The organism is Streptomyces sp. NPDC126510, assembly GCF_040302345.1.
Taxonomy (GTDB): Bacteria; Actinomycetota; Actinomycetes; order Streptomycetales; family Streptomycetaceae; genus Streptomyces.
In genome coordinates, this window is sequence record NZ_JBEORR010000013.1 from 204,536 (window position 1) to 218,475 (window position 13,940).

At 70.3% G+C, this 13,940-nt stretch carries 16 protein-coding genes; 10 read left to right on the forward strand and 6 right to left on the reverse strand.

Features of this window, described 5'->3' with window-relative positions:
• Window positions 1-32 precede the first annotated feature (32 nt).
• Window positions 33-1,247: an acetyl-CoA C-acetyltransferase gene (locus ABTX60_RS20745; protein WP_352098457.1), complete on the forward strand. Its 1,215-nt coding sequence runs from the start codon at window positions 33-35 to the stop codon at window positions 1,245-1,247.
• A gap of 34 nt (window positions 1,248-1,281) precedes the next feature.
• Window positions 1,282-2,238 carry a methylmalonyl Co-A mutase-associated GTPase MeaB gene (gene meaB / locus ABTX60_RS20750; RefSeq protein WP_248504863.1) on the forward strand — a complete coding sequence of 319 codons (957 nt, stop codon included), beginning with the start codon at window positions 1,282-1,284 and terminating at the stop codon, window positions 2,236-2,238.
• 520 nt (window positions 2,239-2,758) lie between these two features.
• On the opposite strand, the gene ABTX60_RS20755 is transcribed toward meaB, so the two are convergent.
• Window positions 2,759-3,409: a PepSY domain-containing protein gene (locus ABTX60_RS20755; protein WP_352098458.1), complete on the reverse strand. Its 651-nt coding sequence runs from the start codon at window positions 3,407-3,409 to the stop codon at window positions 2,759-2,761.
• 116 nt (window positions 3,410-3,525) lie between these two features.
• Between ABTX60_RS20755 and ABTX60_RS20760 the strand changes: the two genes are divergently transcribed.
• Together ABTX60_RS20760 and ABTX60_RS20765 are read left to right on the forward strand one after the other, a co-directional pair.
• A complete protein-coding gene (locus tag ABTX60_RS20760; RefSeq protein ID WP_352098459.1) occupies window positions 3,526-4,194 on the forward strand; it encodes a response regulator transcription factor in 669 nt (222 codons plus the stop codon).
• Window positions 4,191-5,600: a sensor histidine kinase gene (locus tag ABTX60_RS20765; protein WP_352098460.1), complete on the forward strand. Its 1,410-nt coding sequence runs from the start codon at window positions 4,191-4,193 to the stop codon at window positions 5,598-5,600. Before ABTX60_RS20760 ends, ABTX60_RS20765 begins: the two co-directional genes overlap by 4 nt.
• Window positions 5,601-5,614: 14 nt before the next feature.
• Here ABTX60_RS20765 and ABTX60_RS20770 read toward each other — a convergent pair whose 3' ends face one another.
• The 4 genes from ABTX60_RS20770 to ABTX60_RS20785 form a co-directional block, all read right to left on the reverse strand.
• Window positions 5,615-6,091 (reverse strand): MarR family winged helix-turn-helix transcriptional regulator, encoded by a 477-nt coding sequence (locus ABTX60_RS20770; RefSeq protein WP_352098461.1) that lies wholly within the window; start codon window positions 6,089-6,091, stop codon window positions 5,615-5,617.
• A gap of 116 nt (window positions 6,092-6,207) precedes the next feature.
• Window positions 6,208-7,008, reverse strand: coding sequence for an AIM24 family protein (locus tag ABTX60_RS20775; protein WP_352098462.1), 801 nt, complete (start codon window positions 7,006-7,008; stop codon window positions 6,208-6,210).
• Window positions 7,005-7,655 carry an AIM24 family protein gene (locus ABTX60_RS20780; RefSeq protein WP_352098463.1) on the reverse strand — a complete coding sequence of 217 codons (651 nt, stop codon included), beginning with the start codon at window positions 7,653-7,655 and terminating at the stop codon, window positions 7,005-7,007. The genes ABTX60_RS20775 and ABTX60_RS20780 overlap by 4 nt, the downstream gene beginning before the upstream one ends.
• A gap of 1 nt (window position 7,656) precedes the next feature.
• The gene (locus ABTX60_RS20785; RefSeq protein WP_102911820.1) at window positions 7,657-8,289 is read right to left on the reverse strand and encodes an AIM24 family protein; all 633 of its coding nucleotides are present in this window, start codon (window positions 8,287-8,289) and stop codon (window positions 7,657-7,659) included.
• A gap of 227 nt (window positions 8,290-8,516) precedes the next feature.
• Between ABTX60_RS20785 and ABTX60_RS20790 the strand changes: the two genes are divergently transcribed.
• From ABTX60_RS20790 to icmA, 5 genes are all read left to right on the forward strand, one after another.
• Window positions 8,517-8,861, forward strand: a complete 345-nt coding sequence (locus ABTX60_RS20790) for a DUF3817 domain-containing protein (protein ID WP_352098464.1) — start codon at window positions 8,517-8,519, stop codon at window positions 8,859-8,861.
• Window positions 8,858-9,151, forward strand: coding sequence for an MTH1187 family thiamine-binding protein (locus tag ABTX60_RS20795; RefSeq protein WP_030854324.1), 294 nt, complete (start codon window positions 8,858-8,860; stop codon window positions 9,149-9,151). The genes ABTX60_RS20790 and ABTX60_RS20795 overlap by 4 nt, the downstream gene beginning before the upstream one ends.
• Before the next feature lie 97 nt (window positions 9,152-9,248).
• The gene (locus ABTX60_RS20800; protein WP_352098465.1) at window positions 9,249-9,758 is read left to right on the forward strand and encodes a MarR family winged helix-turn-helix transcriptional regulator; all 510 of its coding nucleotides are present in this window, start codon (window positions 9,249-9,251) and stop codon (window positions 9,756-9,758) included.
• A 43-nt stretch (window positions 9,759-9,801) separates the two neighbouring features.
• A complete protein-coding gene (locus ABTX60_RS20805; protein WP_352098466.1) occupies window positions 9,802-10,140 on the forward strand; it encodes a DUF3817 domain-containing protein in 339 nt (112 codons plus the stop codon).
• Between the two features lie 115 nt (window positions 10,141-10,255).
• Entirely contained in the window at window positions 10,256-11,956 is a 1,701-nt protein-coding gene (gene icmA, locus ABTX60_RS20810) for a coenzyme B12-dependent isobutyryl-CoA mutase large subunit (protein WP_352098467.1), read from the forward strand.
• A gap of 28 nt (window positions 11,957-11,984) precedes the next feature.
• Here icmA and ABTX60_RS20815 read toward each other — a convergent pair whose 3' ends face one another.
• On the reverse strand, window positions 11,985-12,596 hold the full coding sequence (locus ABTX60_RS20815; protein WP_352098468.1) for a TetR/AcrR family transcriptional regulator: 612 nt from the start codon (window positions 12,594-12,596) through the stop codon (window positions 11,985-11,987).
• 236 nt (window positions 12,597-12,832) lie between these two features.
• Here ABTX60_RS20815 and ABTX60_RS20820 point away from each other — a divergent pair, with 236 nt between their 5' ends.
• A complete protein-coding gene (locus ABTX60_RS20820; protein ID WP_352098469.1) occupies window positions 12,833-13,807 on the forward strand; it encodes a tetratricopeptide repeat protein in 975 nt (324 codons plus the stop codon).
• The last annotated feature ends 133 nt before the right edge of the window (window positions 13,808-13,940 follow it).

Consider the following 13,940-nt stretch of genomic DNA (forward strand, 5'->3'; position numbering starts at 1 on the left):
CGGCTGTGCAGCCGGTAAGGGGATCGCAGCTCATGTCTTCTGGAACTTCCGAAGCGAACAGCTCGGTGATCGTCGCGGGCGCGCGGACGCCCATGGGCCGGTTGCTCGGTTCGCTCAAGTCCTTCTCCGGAGCCGACCTCGGCGGCTTCGCGATCAAGGCCGCCCTCGACCGTGCGGGGATCGGCGGCGACCAGGTGCAGTACGTGATCATGGGGCAGGTGCTCCAGGCCGGCGCGGGGCAGATCCCGGCCCGTCAGGCCGCGGTCAAGGCCGGCATCCCGATGAACGTGCCCGCGCTGACCATCAACAAGGTGTGTCTGTCCGGCCTCGACGCCATCGCGCTCGCCGACCAGCTCATCCGCGCGGGTGAATTCGACGTGGTCGTCGCCGGTGGCCAGGAGTCCATGACCAACGCCCCGCACCTGCTGCCGAAGTCCCGCGAGGGCTACAAGTACGGCGCCGTCCAGATGCTCGACTCCATGGCCCACGACGGTCTGACCGACTCCTTCGACGGCGTCGCCATGGGCGAGTCGACGGAGAAGCACAACACCCGTCTCGGCATCGCGCGGCCCGAGCAGGACGAGATCGCCGCGCTCTCGCACCAGCGGGCCGCCGCGGCGCAGAAGAACGGCCTGTTCGAGGCCGAGATCACGCCCGTCGAGATCCCGCAGCGCAAGGGCGACCCGGTGCTGTTCAGCAAGGACGAGGGCATTCGCGGCGACACGACCGCGGAGTCGCTCGGGAAGCTGCGTCCGGCCTTCTCCAAGGACGGCACGATCACGGCCGGTTCCGCCTCGCAGATCTCCGACGGTGCCGCCGCCGTCGTCGTGATGAGCAAGGCCAAGGCACAGGAGCTGGGCCTCGAGTGGATCGCCGAGATCGGGGCGCACGGCAACGTGGCGGGGCCGGACAACTCGCTGCAGTCGCAGCCGTCCAACGCCATCCTGCACGCGCTGAAGAAGGAGGGCCTGGAGGTTTCGGACCTCGACCTGATCGAGATCAACGAGGCGTTCGCGGCCGTGGCCGTGCAGTCCATGAAGGATCTCGGCGTGTCCACCGAAAAGGTGAATGTCAACGGTGGTGCGATTGCCCTGGGTCACCCGATCGGGATGTCCGGTGCGCGTCTGGTGCTGCATCTCGCGCTGGAGCTGAAGCGGCGTGGGGGTGGCGTGGGTGCGGCCGCGCTGTGCGGTGGCGGCGGGCAGGGTGACGCGCTGATCGTGCGCGTGCCCGGGGCCCAGGCCTGATTTTCGGTACGTCCCCTATCTGAACGGAGCTGTGATGCAGGACGTCTCCACCCTGGTGGCCCAGGCCAGGGAAGGCCGGCCGAGGGCCGTGGCCCGGCTGATCTCCCTGGTGGAGGGGGCGTCCCCGCAGCTGCGGGAGGTCATGGCGGCGCTCGCGCCCCTGACGGGTGGGGCGTACGTGGTGGGGCTGACCGGGTCGCCCGGGGTCGGCAAGTCCACGTCGACCTCGGCGCTGGTCTCCGCGTACCGCAAGCAGGACAAGCGGGTCGGCGTGCTCGCCGTCGACCCGTCGTCACCGTTCTCGGGTGGTGCGCTGCTCGGGGACCGGGTGCGGATGTCGGAGCACGCGTCCGACCCGGGCGTGTACATCCGGTCGATGGCGACGCGCGGGCATCTGGGCGGCCTGGCCTGGGCCGCTCCGCAGGCCATCCGGGTCCTGGACGCCGCCGGCTGTGACGTGATCCTGGTCGAGACGGTGGGGGTCGGGCAGTCCGAGGTGGAGATCGCCTCGCAGGCGGACACGTCCGTCGTGCTGCTGGCGCCCGGGATGGGCGACGGGATCCAGGCGGCCAAGGCCGGGATCCTGGAGATCGGCGACGTGTACGTCGTGAACAAGGCCGACCGGGACGGGGCGGACGCGACGGCTCGCGAGCTGAACCACATGTTGGGGCTGGGGGAGTCCAGGGGGCCGGGTGACTGGCGGCCGCCGATCGTGAAGACGGTCGCAGCGCGGGGGGAGGGCGTCGACGAGGTCGTCGAGGCGCTGGAGAAGCACCGGGCCTGGATGGAGGAGCGGGGCGTCCTCGCGGAGCGGCGTCTGTCCCGGGCGTCGCGGGAGGTCGAGACGATCGCGGTGACGGCGCTGCGGGAGCGGATCGGGGACCTGCACGGCGACCGGCGCCTCGGGGCGCTGGCGGAGCGGATCATCGCGGGCGAATTGGATCCCTACCGGGCGGCTGACGAGCTGGTCGCGGGGTTGACGGAGGGCTGAGCGGGTGCCGTGTCGGTGGGCGTCCGCTGGGTCTGTTGCCGGAGGCTCTTGCGCGTCTTCGTCGATCGCCGGGTCGGGCGGGTGCCTGCGGCGGCCTCGGGCTGCTTCGGTGGGGGTGCGCGTCTTCGCGTGATGCCGGGTGGGGGTCGGGGCCGCGCCGGGGGGTGTCCGTCCTCGGAACGTCGCGATCGACTTGCGTGCCGACTGACTCCCCGTTGACGCGACAACCGCTGCGGGCGGACACCCCCCGACACGGCCCCTTCTCGCCGTGCGCGGGTGCGGGAGCGTCTTGGCGCGCCCAGCTGCGGGCATGCGTGCCGCTAGGGGCGGCACGGGTGGGCGTGGGGGTCCCCCCTGCTCGAGCGAAGCCGAGAGCTTGGGGGAGGCACCCCGTTCCGCCGGGTTGCGGACCCACCCGGCCTCGGCACCGACGCGGCGGCACTTTGCGATGCAGCGTTGCGGACCCACCCGGCCCCGGCGTCAGACGGACGCCGGGGCCGTGGAGTGGGGCAGCTGGTGATCAGTCCTGGTCGTCGGCGTCGTCCGCGTCGTCGTCCTGGGCGTCCGTGCGGTCCGCCGTGACCTTGCCCGAGGTGAGGTCGATCTTCCAGTCCTGCTCGGCGCCGCCGGACGTGCGGGTCTCGGCCTCCCAGGACTTGTTCTTGCCGTCCTCGTCGAGGTCGACCGACGTCACGACACCCTTGTCGGCGGCAGCCTTCGCGGCCTCCTCGGCGGTCACCGACGAGCCCTTCAGGGCCGCCCGCACCCGCGCCGTGTCGTCCTCGTCGTCGGTCTGCGAGCCCAGGACCTTGCCACTGGACGGATCGACGCTGACGCTGTGCCAGGTGTTGTCGCCGGACAGGACGTCGACCTTCCAGGTCACCTTGTCGCTGTCGTCCTCGTCGTCCAGCTCCGCGGAGACGACCGTGCCCGAGGTGTGCTTCAGCGCGGAGGCGATCGCCTCGGACGCGGTGACGTCCGCCGACACCGTCTTCTCGGCGTCGTCGTCCCGGTCGCCGTCGTCGTCCCGGACGTCATCGTTCGACAGCTGGGTGGTGGCCGCCTGCCGCGCCGAGCCCCCGTCGTCTCCCGTGGTCGCGAGGGCCGTGGCCGTACCGCCTCCGATCAGAGCGGCAGCGGTCACAGCGGCGATCACGATGTTGCGCTTCATGCGGATTCCTCCCGAGTCGTTTCGTTTTCGACGTCTTCGACTCTGGCGGACGGAGGCTGAGAGGAACCTGAAGCCCCCTGAAGGGATCTTCAGCTTGCCTTTGCCACTCTTTACGCATGCGCCTGTTGATCGTGGAGGACGAGAAGCGGCTGGCCCTGTCGCTCGCCAGGGGCCTGACGGCCGAGGGGTACGCCGTGGACGTCGTCCACGACGGCCGGGAAGGGCTGCACCAGGCCTCGGAGGGCACGTACGACCTGGTCATCCTCGACATCATGCTGCCCGGCCTCAACGGCTACCGGGTCTGCGCCGCCCTGCGCGCCGCCGGGCACGACGTGCCGATCCTCATGCTGACCGCCAAGGACGGCGAGTACGACGAGGCCGAGGGGCTCGACACCGGCGCGGACGACTATCTGACCAAGCCGTTCTCGTACGTCGTGCTCGTCGCCCGGGTCAAGGCGCTGCTGCGGCGGCGAGGGCAGGGGGCCGGGGCGTCACCCGTGCATGTGCACGGCGATCTGAAGGTGGACACCGCTGCGCGCCGGGTGTTCCTCGGGGACGACGAGATCGCCCTGACCGCCAAGGAGTTCTCCGTGCTGGAGCAGCTGGTGCTGCGGGCCGGCGAGGTGGTGTCCAAGTCGGAGATCCTGGAGCACGTCTGGGACTTCGCGTACGAGGGCGATCCGAACATCGTCGAGGTGTACGTCAGCACGCTGCGGCGGAAGCTGCGGGCGGGGCTGATCCGGACCGTGCGCGGGGCCGGCTACCGGCTGGAGACCTCGCCGTGAGGCGGTTGTTCGGGTCCGTCCGGGCGCGGGCCACGCTGGGAGCGACCCTCGTGGTCGCGGTGGCGCTCGTCGCCGCCGGGGCCGCCGTGCTGCTGTCCCTGCGGTCCAACCTGATCGGCGAGGCCGGTACGCAGGCGGAGCGCTCCGCGCGGGCGGTCGCCTCCGAGCTCGCCGCCGGAACGCCCTACGACAAGCTCTCCGGGCTGGACGGCGACGACGGGCCGGTGCAGGTCCTGGACGAGCACGGGCGGCTGGTCGCGGCCAGTGAGGATCTGGAGGAGATCAGCGGGACCGACAGCGGGCAGGTGAAGCCGCAGCCGGCCGTGACGCCCACGGCCGACGACGATGACGACGCCGAGGACGCGGGCGAGGCCCTCGAACCCGGTGAGATCTCCGGGGAGAGCGTCTTCAGCAACGGGTCCGCGACGATCGACGGCGACCCGGAGGACTACCGCTTCGCCGCCGTCGAGGTGGAGACCCAGGACCGGGGGCACCTCAAGGTCTACGCCGGTTCCCCGCTGGCCGCCGAGCACGGGGCCGTACGGACCGCGCTGACGGTGATGCTGATCGGTTTCCCGCTGCTGCTCGGAGTCGTCGCCGCCGTGACCTGGCTGGTCACCCGGCGGGCCCTGCGGCCCGTGGAGGGGATCCGGCGCGAGATGGCCGCGATCACCCACTCCGAGGACCTCGCACGGCGCGTTCCGGAGCCGGACACACACGACGAGATCGCCCGGCTCGCCAGCACCACCAACGAGACGCTCGCGGCACTGGAGACGTCCGTGGAGCGGCAGCGGCGGTTCGTCGCCGACGCCTCCCACGAGCTGCGCAGTCCGATCGCCTCGCTGCGCACGCAACTGGAGGTGGCCGCCGCGCACCCCGAGCTGCTGGACCTCGACGGGGCCGTGGAGGACACCGTCCGGCTGCAGCGGCTGGCGGCCGATCTGCTGCTGCTCGCCCGGCTGGACGCGGGGGAGCGGCCCAGTGACGCGAAGATCGACCTTGCCGGACTCGCCCGCGAGGAGGCGGAGGGGCGGGCGGGTGTCACCGTGGACGCGGAGCCGGTGGAGGTGGCCGGATCGCGGGGGCAGCTGGGGCGGGTGCTGGCCAATCTGCTCGACAACGCCCAGCGGCACGCCCGGTCGGCCGTCACCGTGACCGTGCGGCGCGAGGGTGACCGGGCCGTGGTCGGGGTGGCGGACGACGGCGACGGGGTGCCCGAGGACGACCGGGAGCGGATCTTCGAACGGTTCGTCCGACTGGACGCCGCCCGCAGCCGCGACGACGGCGGAGCCGGGCTGGGGCTCGCCATCGCCCGGGACGTCGCTGTCCGGCACGGCGGCACCCTCACAGCCGGGCGGGGAACCGCAGGCGGAGCCCTGTTCGAACTCCGCCTGCCGCTCGCCTAGCCGGCTTCGGCCGGTTACGGACGCCCGCGCTGGCCGCGCAGGTGCTCCGCGATGGGCTTGAGGCCCTTGTCGAGTTCGGTCAGGGCCTCGGGGGACAGCAGGTCGATGAAGTGCCTGCGCACGGACGCCACATGGTGGGGCGCGACCTTCTGCATCGTGGACATGCCATGGTCGGTGAGGACCGCGTAGAGGCCCCGGCGGTCCGACTCGCAGTTCTCCCGCCGGACCAGGTTCGCGTTCTCCATGCGCGTGATCTGGTGCGAGAGGCGGCTCTTGGACTGGAGGGTGGCGGAGGCGAGGTCGCTCATCCGCATCCTCTGGTCGGGGGACTCGGAGAGATTCACCAGGATCTCGTAGTCGTTCATTGTCAGGCCGAACGGCTGCAGGTCCTTCTCGAGCTGGTACGTCAACAGCCTGTTGACCTCCAGGTGGGTGCGCCAAGCGCACTGCTCCGCATCGGTCAGCCAGCGGGTGGCCGTCTCGGTCTCCATGAATGAAGTCTACCTAAAAAGTTGAAAGGCGAACTAGTGAGGGGTTTCGTGTGACAGCGCACGCCTGCCGAACACGGGTGCGTAGACGTTCGATGTCACACTCCGCAGACTACCGCTCACAGCCCGAAGCGACGCTGGAGGTCGCCCAGCTGTCCGGGAAGACGCGGTACGCCCGGCTGCCCCGCCTGGGGGCTGTGCGCCCCGCCGCCGGGCACCCCGGCCTGGTGCGGAACGGTCCCCGTGGCCTGCTCGGCCATAAGGGTCTCGGACGACTGGAGCAGCACCGTCCCGGCACCGACGAACTCGAACTGGTGCTCCTCGCCGGAGGCGCCTCCGAGGCCCGTCAGTGCACGTAGACCGCCCATGACGCCGGTCATGTACCCGTGGTCGTAGTGGTGGCACGGGGAGGGGCAGTCGGCCCAGCCGACCAGGGCCTGGGGGTCGACCCGGATGGGCGGTTCCATGAACACCACCGGTCCGTTGGACGCGGCCACGAACTTTCCGGTTCCGATGAGGGTCAGAAAACCCGGCACGATTGATTGCTTCAGTGCGAGAGTTGGCTGAAAAGCGAGCAGGTTGCCCGAGCGAATGGTCAGGTTGCCGTCCTCGAGGTCGTACGAATTGACGTCGAAGGCCCGGTCGGCGAGGAGCATCTTGCCCGAGCCCTCGGCCACGACCCAGTCGCTCGCGTGCAGTGGCGAATGGAACGAGGTGCGCACGAGACGGTCCAGCCGGCCGTGTCCGACGCCGTTGAAGTCGATCGAGCCGTAGTAGGCGATCATCTTCCCCTTCTGCAGGAACCACTGGCTCCCCTTGAGCTCCACGCAGAAGGTGTAGGGATTGACGTTGTCGTCGGGCGGCAGGGTCGCCGGGTCGAAGACCACGGGGCCGGCGCCCGGGGTTCCGTACGTGCTCACAGCTTCTCCTCCGACGCCTGGACGTACACCGCACCGCTGCCGCTGAGCTCCAGCTGGAAGGCCTCGCCCGAGCCGCGGCCCACCATGTCCCGCCAGCCCAGGGCGGTCGAGAGCTTGTTGCGGACGTCGCCGTGGTGGGCGACGTAGGCCTGGGGATCCACGTGGACCGGGCGCTGCGGGCTGATCGGGATCTCGATGACACCGCCGTGAGCCATGACCGCCACGGCACCGTGCCCTTGCAGCGTCGTGGTGAACAGTCCCTGGCCGCTGACCTGGCCCCGCACCATGCCCATGACGCCGCCCTGCGAGCCCAGGAACATCGTGCCCTGCTGGAGCGAGCCCTCGAAGGCCAGGAGGCGGTCCGCCTCGACGTAGAGCGTGTCGCCGGTGAGGCGGATCACCTGGACGTGGTGCCCGCCGTGCCCGAACAGGACCGTGCCGCTGCCCTCGACGGTCATCAGGGGGGTGTCCTCGTTCGCCACCCGGCGGCCGATCATCGACATGATCCCGCCCTGGCCGCCCGCCGTGTTGGGCGTGAACGACACCTCGCCCTTGTACGCGAGCATCGCGCCGCGCTGACTGAACAGCCGCTGCCCCGGCGCGACCGTCGCCTCGACCATCTTTCCGTTGATCTCCCGGAAGGCCATGTCACACGTCTCCCGCGATCGTGTTCCGCTCGCTCGGCTGCACGTACACCAGCCCGTCCCCCTCGAACCGCATCTGGAACGCCTCGCCGCCGCCCTCCCCGAGCAGCGTGCGGAACGTCACACCGGACTGGAAGGACTGCCGCAGATTCCCCTGGTGTGCCACGTACGCCCCCGGGTCGACGGTCAGCGGGTACTGCGCGCTCACCCGCAGCACCACCGCCGGGCCGTCCGACATGATCGCCGCCTGACCGTGGCCCTCGACGGTCGTCGTGAACAGCCCGTTGCCCTGCGAGGCGCCGCGCAGCCCGGTGAACTCCGTGCCCGTGCGCAGCCCGCCGTCGGTCGCGAGCAGGTTGCTCGACTCGACGTAGAGCTTGTCGCCCTGGACGCTGACCAGGTTTATCTCGGAGGCACGGTCCGCGAACCAGCAGGTCCCGCGCCCCTTCACCTCCATCAACGTCATCTGCTCACCGGTCAGCCGCCGGGTCACCATTCCCCGGATCCCCTCGCCGCCGCCGCTGAGCTTCTTGAAGGCCATCTCACCGTCGTACGCGACCATCGAGCCGTTCTTCGCCTTGACGGCGTCTCCGGTCATGTCGACGGCGAGCACCTTGCTGCTCTGAAGTCGGAACATCGCCACGACTGGAAGGTATCGGCAGGCCGGGCCCCGCGGACAGGGCCCGGGGGTGGAGAACGACCCTGATCACACCCTTAGGGGGCCGGGGCGGGACCCCCGGCCGGAGGGGCCGCGGTGGTTTGCCACAATGGGCGGGACGCTTGTGCGCGCGTTCACAAACCGTCGGACCGTGCCAGCCGTATCGATCGACCAGACCGCCGCGTAACTCCCACCGAAGGTGACCCGTGGACCTCAAGACCGCCACCGCCATCCGCCGCCTCCGCCTGGTCTCGGCCCCCGAGGCGATCTCCTTCCTCCTCCTGCTGGTCTGCTCCGTGCTGAAGCGGACCACGGAGTTCAACGCCGTGCCGGTGATGGGTGCGGTGCACGGTGCGCTCTTCGTCCTGTACGTCATCTTCTGGGCCGACGCGTGGAACCGGGCGAAGTGGTCGCTGAACACCGCCGCGCTGTACTTCGTCCTCTCGGTGCTGCCCGCCGGCGGGTTCTTCGCCGAGCGCAGGCTCCGGCGTGAGGCCGAGGACGCGGTCATCGCCTCCCGCGCGCGCAAGGAAGGCGTGGTGGGCGCATGATCGTCGCCTTTTCCGTGACGCCGCTCGGGGTCGGCGAGGACGTGGGGGAGTACGTCGCCGACGCCGTGCGGGTGGTGCGCGAGTCCGGGCTGCCGAACCGCACCGACGCGATGTTCACCTCCGTCGAAGGGGAGTGGGACGAAGTCATGGACGTCGTCCGGCGTGCGGTGGCCGCGGTCGAGCGCCGAGCGCCCCGGGTCTCCCTCGTCCTCAAGGCGGACATCCGCCCCGGTGTGACGGACGGCCTCACGTCCAAGGTGGAGACGGTGGAGCGGCACCTCGCCGAGTAACCGCCCGGAACGGCGGCCCAGGTGCGTGAAGCGGTGCCCGCGCCCGAAGGGCGAGACGGAGCTGACCACCATGTGACCGGCCGGTAAGGTCGGCTCCGTGCCGAAGCCGCTCAGTCTCTCCTTCGATCCGATCGCGCGTGCCGACGAACGCTGGAAGCAGCGCTGGGGAAACGTGCCGTCCATGGCCGCGATCACCTCGATCATGCGGGCCCAGCAGATCCTCCTCGCCGAGGTCGACGCGGTGGTCAGGCCGTACGGGCTGACGTTCGCGCGCTACGAGGCGCTGGTGCTGCTCACCTTCTCCAAGTCCGGCGAGCTGCCGATGTCCAAGATCGGCGAGCGGCTCATGGTGCACCCCACCTCCGTGACGAACACCGTGGACCGGCTGGTGAAGTCGGGCCTGGTCGCCAAACGGCCCAACCCGAACGACGGCCGCGGCACCCTCGCCAGCATCACCGGCAAGGGCCGCGAGGTCGTCGAGTCGGCCACCCGCGACCTGATGGCGATGGACTTCGGGCTCGGGGTGTACGACGCCGAGGAATGCGCGGAGATCTTCGCGATGCTGCGGCCGCTGCGCGTCTCGGCGGGTGACTTCGAGGAGGAGTGACCCGGGGCAAGATCTCCCGGAACGGGTCGTTACGCTCGACGGCATGAAGAAGAGCGTGCTGACCCGCTACCGCGTGATGGCCTACGTCACCGGCGTCCTGCTGGTCCTGCTGACCATCGGCGTCATCGCCAAGTACCTGCTGAAGATGGACGGCGCCGATGACTTCACGCGCGTCGTCGGCATCGCGCACGGCTGGCTGTACGTCCTGTACCTGATCTTCGCCTTCGATCTGGGCTCCAAGGCGAAGTGGCCGGTCGGCAAGCAGCTGTGGGTGCTGCTCGCCGGGACCGTTCCCACGGCCGCTTTCTTCGTGGAGCGCCGGATCAGCCACGAGCTGGAAGCCCGGATCGCCGAGGACGCGCCCGCGCCGGCCAAGGCGTAGCCGCCCGCAGGCGCCACCGCCGCACGCACGCGTGCGGCGGTCGTTCTCACCCGTTCGCCAGGTCACTCCCGTCAGCCATCGACATTTACTAGGACGTCCAAGTAAATTCGAGGGTATGGACGCTGACGCCATCGACGAGGGCCGCCGCCGCTGGCAGGCCCGGTACGACGCCGCTCGCAAGCGCGAGGCCGACTTCACCACGCTCTCCGGCGACCCCGTGGAGCCGGTGTACGGCCCCCGGCCCGGTGACACCTACGACGGGTTCGACCGGATCGGCTGGCCGGGTGAGTACCCCTTCACCCGTGGCCTGTACGCGACCGGCTACCGGGGGCGGACGTGGACCATCCGGCAGTTCGCCGGGTTCGGCAACGCCGAGCAGACCAATGAGCGCTACAAGATGATCCTCCGCAACGGCGGAGGCGGGCTGTCGGTCGCCTTCGACATGCCGACGCTCATGGGCCGCGACTCCGACGACCCGCGCTCGCTGGGCGAGGTCGGGCACTGCGGGGTCGCCATCGACTCGGCGGCCGACATGGAGGTCCTGTTCAAGGACATCCCGCTCGGTGACGTCACGACGTCGATGACCATCAGCGGTCCGGCCGTCCCCGTCTTCTGCATGTACCTGGTCGCCGCCGAACGGCAGGGCGTCGACCCGTCCGTCCTCAACGGCACGCTCCAGACGGACATCTTCAAGGAGTACATCGCCCAGAAGGAGTGGCTCTTCCAGCCCGAGCCGCATCTGCGGCTCATCGGCGACCTCATGGAGCACTGCGCGGCCGGCATCCCCGCCTACAAGCCGCTGTCCGTCTCCGGCTACCACATCCGCGAGGCCGGCTCGACGGCCGCGCAGGAGCTGGCGTACACCCTGGCGGACGGCTTCGGATACGTCGAGCTGGGCCTGTCGCGCGGGCTGGACGTGGACGTCTTCGCCCCCGGCCTGTCCTTCTTCTTCGACGCGCACGTCGACTTCTTCGAGGAGATCGCCAAGTTCCGCGCGGCCCGCCGCATCTGGGCCCGCTGGATGCGCGACGTCTACGGCGCGAAGTCCGAGAAGGCGCAGTGGCTGCGGTTCCACACGCAGACCGCGGGCGTGTCCCTCACCGCGCAGCAGCCGTACAACAACGTCGTACGGACGGCCGTGGAGGCCCTGGCGGCCGTGCTCGGCGGGACGAACTCGCTGCACACCAACGCCCTCGACGAGACCCTCGCCCTGCCGAGCGAGCAGGCGGCCGAGATCGCGCTGCGCACGCAGCAGGTGCTGATGGAGGAGACCGGCGTCGCCAACGTGGCCGACCCGCTGGGCGGTTCCTGGTACGTCGAGCAACTGACCGACCGCATCGAGGCGGACGCGGAGAAGATCTTCGACCAGATCAAGGAGCGTGGTCTGCGGGCGCACCCCGACGGGCAGCACCCGATCGGCCCGATCACCTCCGGGATCCTGCGCGGCATCGAGGACGGCTGGTTCACCGGGGAGATCGCCGAGTCGGCCTTCCGGTACCAGCAGGCGCTGGAGAAGGGCGACAAGAGGGTCGTCGGCGTCAACTGTCACGACGGGTCGGTCACCGGAGACCTGGAGATCCTTCGGGTCAGCCACGAGGTGGAGCGCGAGCAGGTCCGGGCGCTCGGCGGGCGGAAGGCGGCTCGTGACGACGCCGCGGTGCGCACCGCGCTCGACGCCATGCTGGCCGCCGCCCGCAGCGGAGCCAACATGATCGATCCGATGCTGGAGGCGGTACGCGCGGAGGCCACGCTCGGGGAGATCTGCGGCGTGCTGCGGGACGAGTGGGGGGTGTACACCGAGCCGGCCGGGTTCTGAGCCGGGGCCTGCCGTGCGACGGCGGGCCCTAGCCGCCCAGGCCGTGCAGCAGCACCCTGGTGAAGCCGCGGACCCATTCCTCGTCCGCCGGTTCCGCGCTCACCAGGGTCCGGTGCACCACCGCACCCGCCACCATGTCGAAGATCAGGTCCACCGTGCGGTCGGCCGAGGCAGGGTCCGGCTCCGGGGGGAGTTCGCCCCGGACCTGGGCCCGCGCGCGGCCCTCCAGGACCAGGCGCTTCTGGCGGTCGACGACCGAGGCCCGGATGCGTTCGCGCAGCGCCTCGTCGCGAGTGGCCTCCGCCACGACCGCCATCAGGCCGCTCTTCGCCTCCGGAAGAGCCAGGATCATGGCGAACTGCAGGACCACACCCTCGATGTCGGCGGCCAGTGAGCCGCGGTCGGGGAGTTCCAGCTCGTCGAAGAGTTCCGCGACCGCGTCGACCACCAGTTCGTTCTTGCCCGCCCAGCGGCGGTAGAGCGTCGTTTTCGCAACCCCGGCGCGCGTCGCGACGTCTCCGAGGGTGAGTTTGGACCAGCCCAGTTCCACGAGCGCCTCGCGCGTCGCGGCCAGGATCGCGGCGTCCGCCGTGGCGCTGCGCGGGCGCCCGGTGCGGCTGGCTGGGCTGCGGCTCTCCATCTCCCGACCATAAACCGGCCATTCCCGCGGGGCGCCGTGAGGGAGATCACCGGGGGGTGGTGTCCCGGCGGTACGGTGTGGCATTACGCTACGACTCGTAGCGAAAGCCCGTGAGGGACGTACACGGGCCTCGGTACACCCGGCGTGGGGTGGGGACCCGGCGCCGAAAGGCACGGACCGGCCTTGCTTTCACACCGTTTTTCACACACGCGCGCGGGACGGGGGAGGATAGGCGCATGCAGCCACGGAACATGTCCATGAGCGGAGTCGTCGACCTCGCCGCGGTGAAGGCGGCCCAGGAGGCCAAGGCGAAGGCGGAGCAGGCGCGCGCGCAAGCAGCCCGGGAGGGCGGGACGGGGGCGATCTCCCCGGCCGATCTCGTCATCGACGTCGATGAGGCGGGGTTCGAGAGGGACGTCCTGCAGCGTTCCGCCGAGGTCCCCGTCGTCATCGACTTCTGGGCCGAGTGGTGCGAGCCCTGCAAGCAGCTCAGCCCGGTCCTGGAGCGACTGGCCGTCGAGTACAACGGCCGCTTCCTGCTCGCCAAGGTCGACGTCGACGCCAACCAGATGCTGATGCAGCAGTTCGGCATCCAGGGAATCCCCGCGGTGTTCGCGGTCGTCGCGGGACAGGCGCTGCCGCTCTTCCAGGGAGCGGCGGGCGAGGCGCAGATCCGGCAGACCCTCGACCAATTGGTACAGGTCGGCGAGCAGCGCTTCGGCCTGACCGGTCTCACCGTCGACCCCGAGGCCGATGCGGGCGGTGCTCAGGCGGCTCCCGAGCGGCCGGCCGGCCCGCACGACGGGCTCCTCGAAGCCGCGGTGCAGGCGCTGGACTCGGGCGATCTGTCCGGTGCCGTCCAGGCGTACAGGAACGTGCTGAACGAGGACCCGGGCAACGAGGAGGCCAAACTGGGTCTCGCGCAGGCCGAGTTGCTCCAGCGGGTGCAGGGTGTCGACCCGCAGCAGGTGCGCCGGGACGCCGCCGACAAGCCGGCCGATGTGCAGGCGCAGATCGCCGCCGCCGATCTGGATCTGGTGGGCGGCCATGTCGAGGACGCGTTCGGCCGGCTCATCGAGACCGTGCAGCGCACGGTGGGTGACGACCGGGACACCGTGCGGATGCGGCTGCTGGAGCTGTTCGAGGTCGTCGGACCCGACGATCCTCGCGTGATCGCGGCCCGCAGGGCCCTGGCGCGCGCCCTGTTCTGACCAGTCGTTAAACATGCGGGCATGTGGTGCCCGCGTGAAAAGTTTGCCCACAGCAGGTCACTGCGGCCGCGTTTTACCAAAACTTGGTAATCGCGGCCGCTGTTACTAGGAGTAAGTCACGGGCGTTGATCTG

What these genes read in the sequence shown, in the direction of transcription:
- ABTX60_RS20745 (WP_352098457.1), top strand. Translation starts at nt 33, where the DNA reads ATGTCTTCTGGAACTTCCGAAGCGAACAGCTCGGTGATCGTCGCGGGC.
- meaB (WP_248504863.1), top strand. Translation starts at nt 1,282, where the DNA reads ATGCAGGACGTCTCCACCCTGGTGGCCCAGGCCAGGGAAGGCCGGCCG.
- ABTX60_RS20755 (WP_352098458.1), bottom strand. Translation starts at nt 3,409, where the DNA reads ATGAAGCGCAACATCGTGATCGCCGCTGTGACCGCTGCCGCTCTGATC.
- ABTX60_RS20760 (WP_352098459.1), top strand. Translation starts at nt 3,526, where the DNA reads ATGCGCCTGTTGATCGTGGAGGACGAGAAGCGGCTGGCCCTGTCGCTC.
- ABTX60_RS20770 (WP_352098461.1), bottom strand. Translation starts at nt 6,091, where the DNA reads ATGGAGACCGAGACGGCCACCCGCTGGCTGACCGATGCGGAGCAGTGC.
- ABTX60_RS20780 (WP_352098463.1), bottom strand. Translation starts at nt 7,655, where the DNA reads ATGGCCTTCCGGGAGATCAACGGAAAGATGGTCGAGGCGACGGTCGCG.
- ABTX60_RS20785 (WP_102911820.1), bottom strand. Translation starts at nt 8,289, where the DNA reads ATGTTCCGACTTCAGAGCAGCAAGGTGCTCGCCGTCGACATGACCGGA.
- ABTX60_RS20795 (WP_030854324.1), top strand. Translation starts at nt 8,858, where the DNA reads ATGATCGTCGCCTTTTCCGTGACGCCGCTCGGGGTCGGCGAGGACGTG.
- ABTX60_RS20805 (WP_352098466.1), top strand. Translation starts at nt 9,802, where the DNA reads ATGAAGAAGAGCGTGCTGACCCGCTACCGCGTGATGGCCTACGTCACC.
- icmA (WP_352098467.1), top strand. Translation starts at nt 10,256, where the DNA reads ATGGACGCTGACGCCATCGACGAGGGCCGCCGCCGCTGGCAGGCCCGG.
- ABTX60_RS20815 (WP_352098468.1), bottom strand. Translation starts at nt 12,596, where the DNA reads ATGGAGAGCCGCAGCCCAGCCAGCCGCACCGGGCGCCCGCGCAGCGCC.
- ABTX60_RS20820 (WP_352098469.1), top strand. Translation starts at nt 12,833, where the DNA reads ATGCAGCCACGGAACATGTCCATGAGCGGAGTCGTCGACCTCGCCGCG.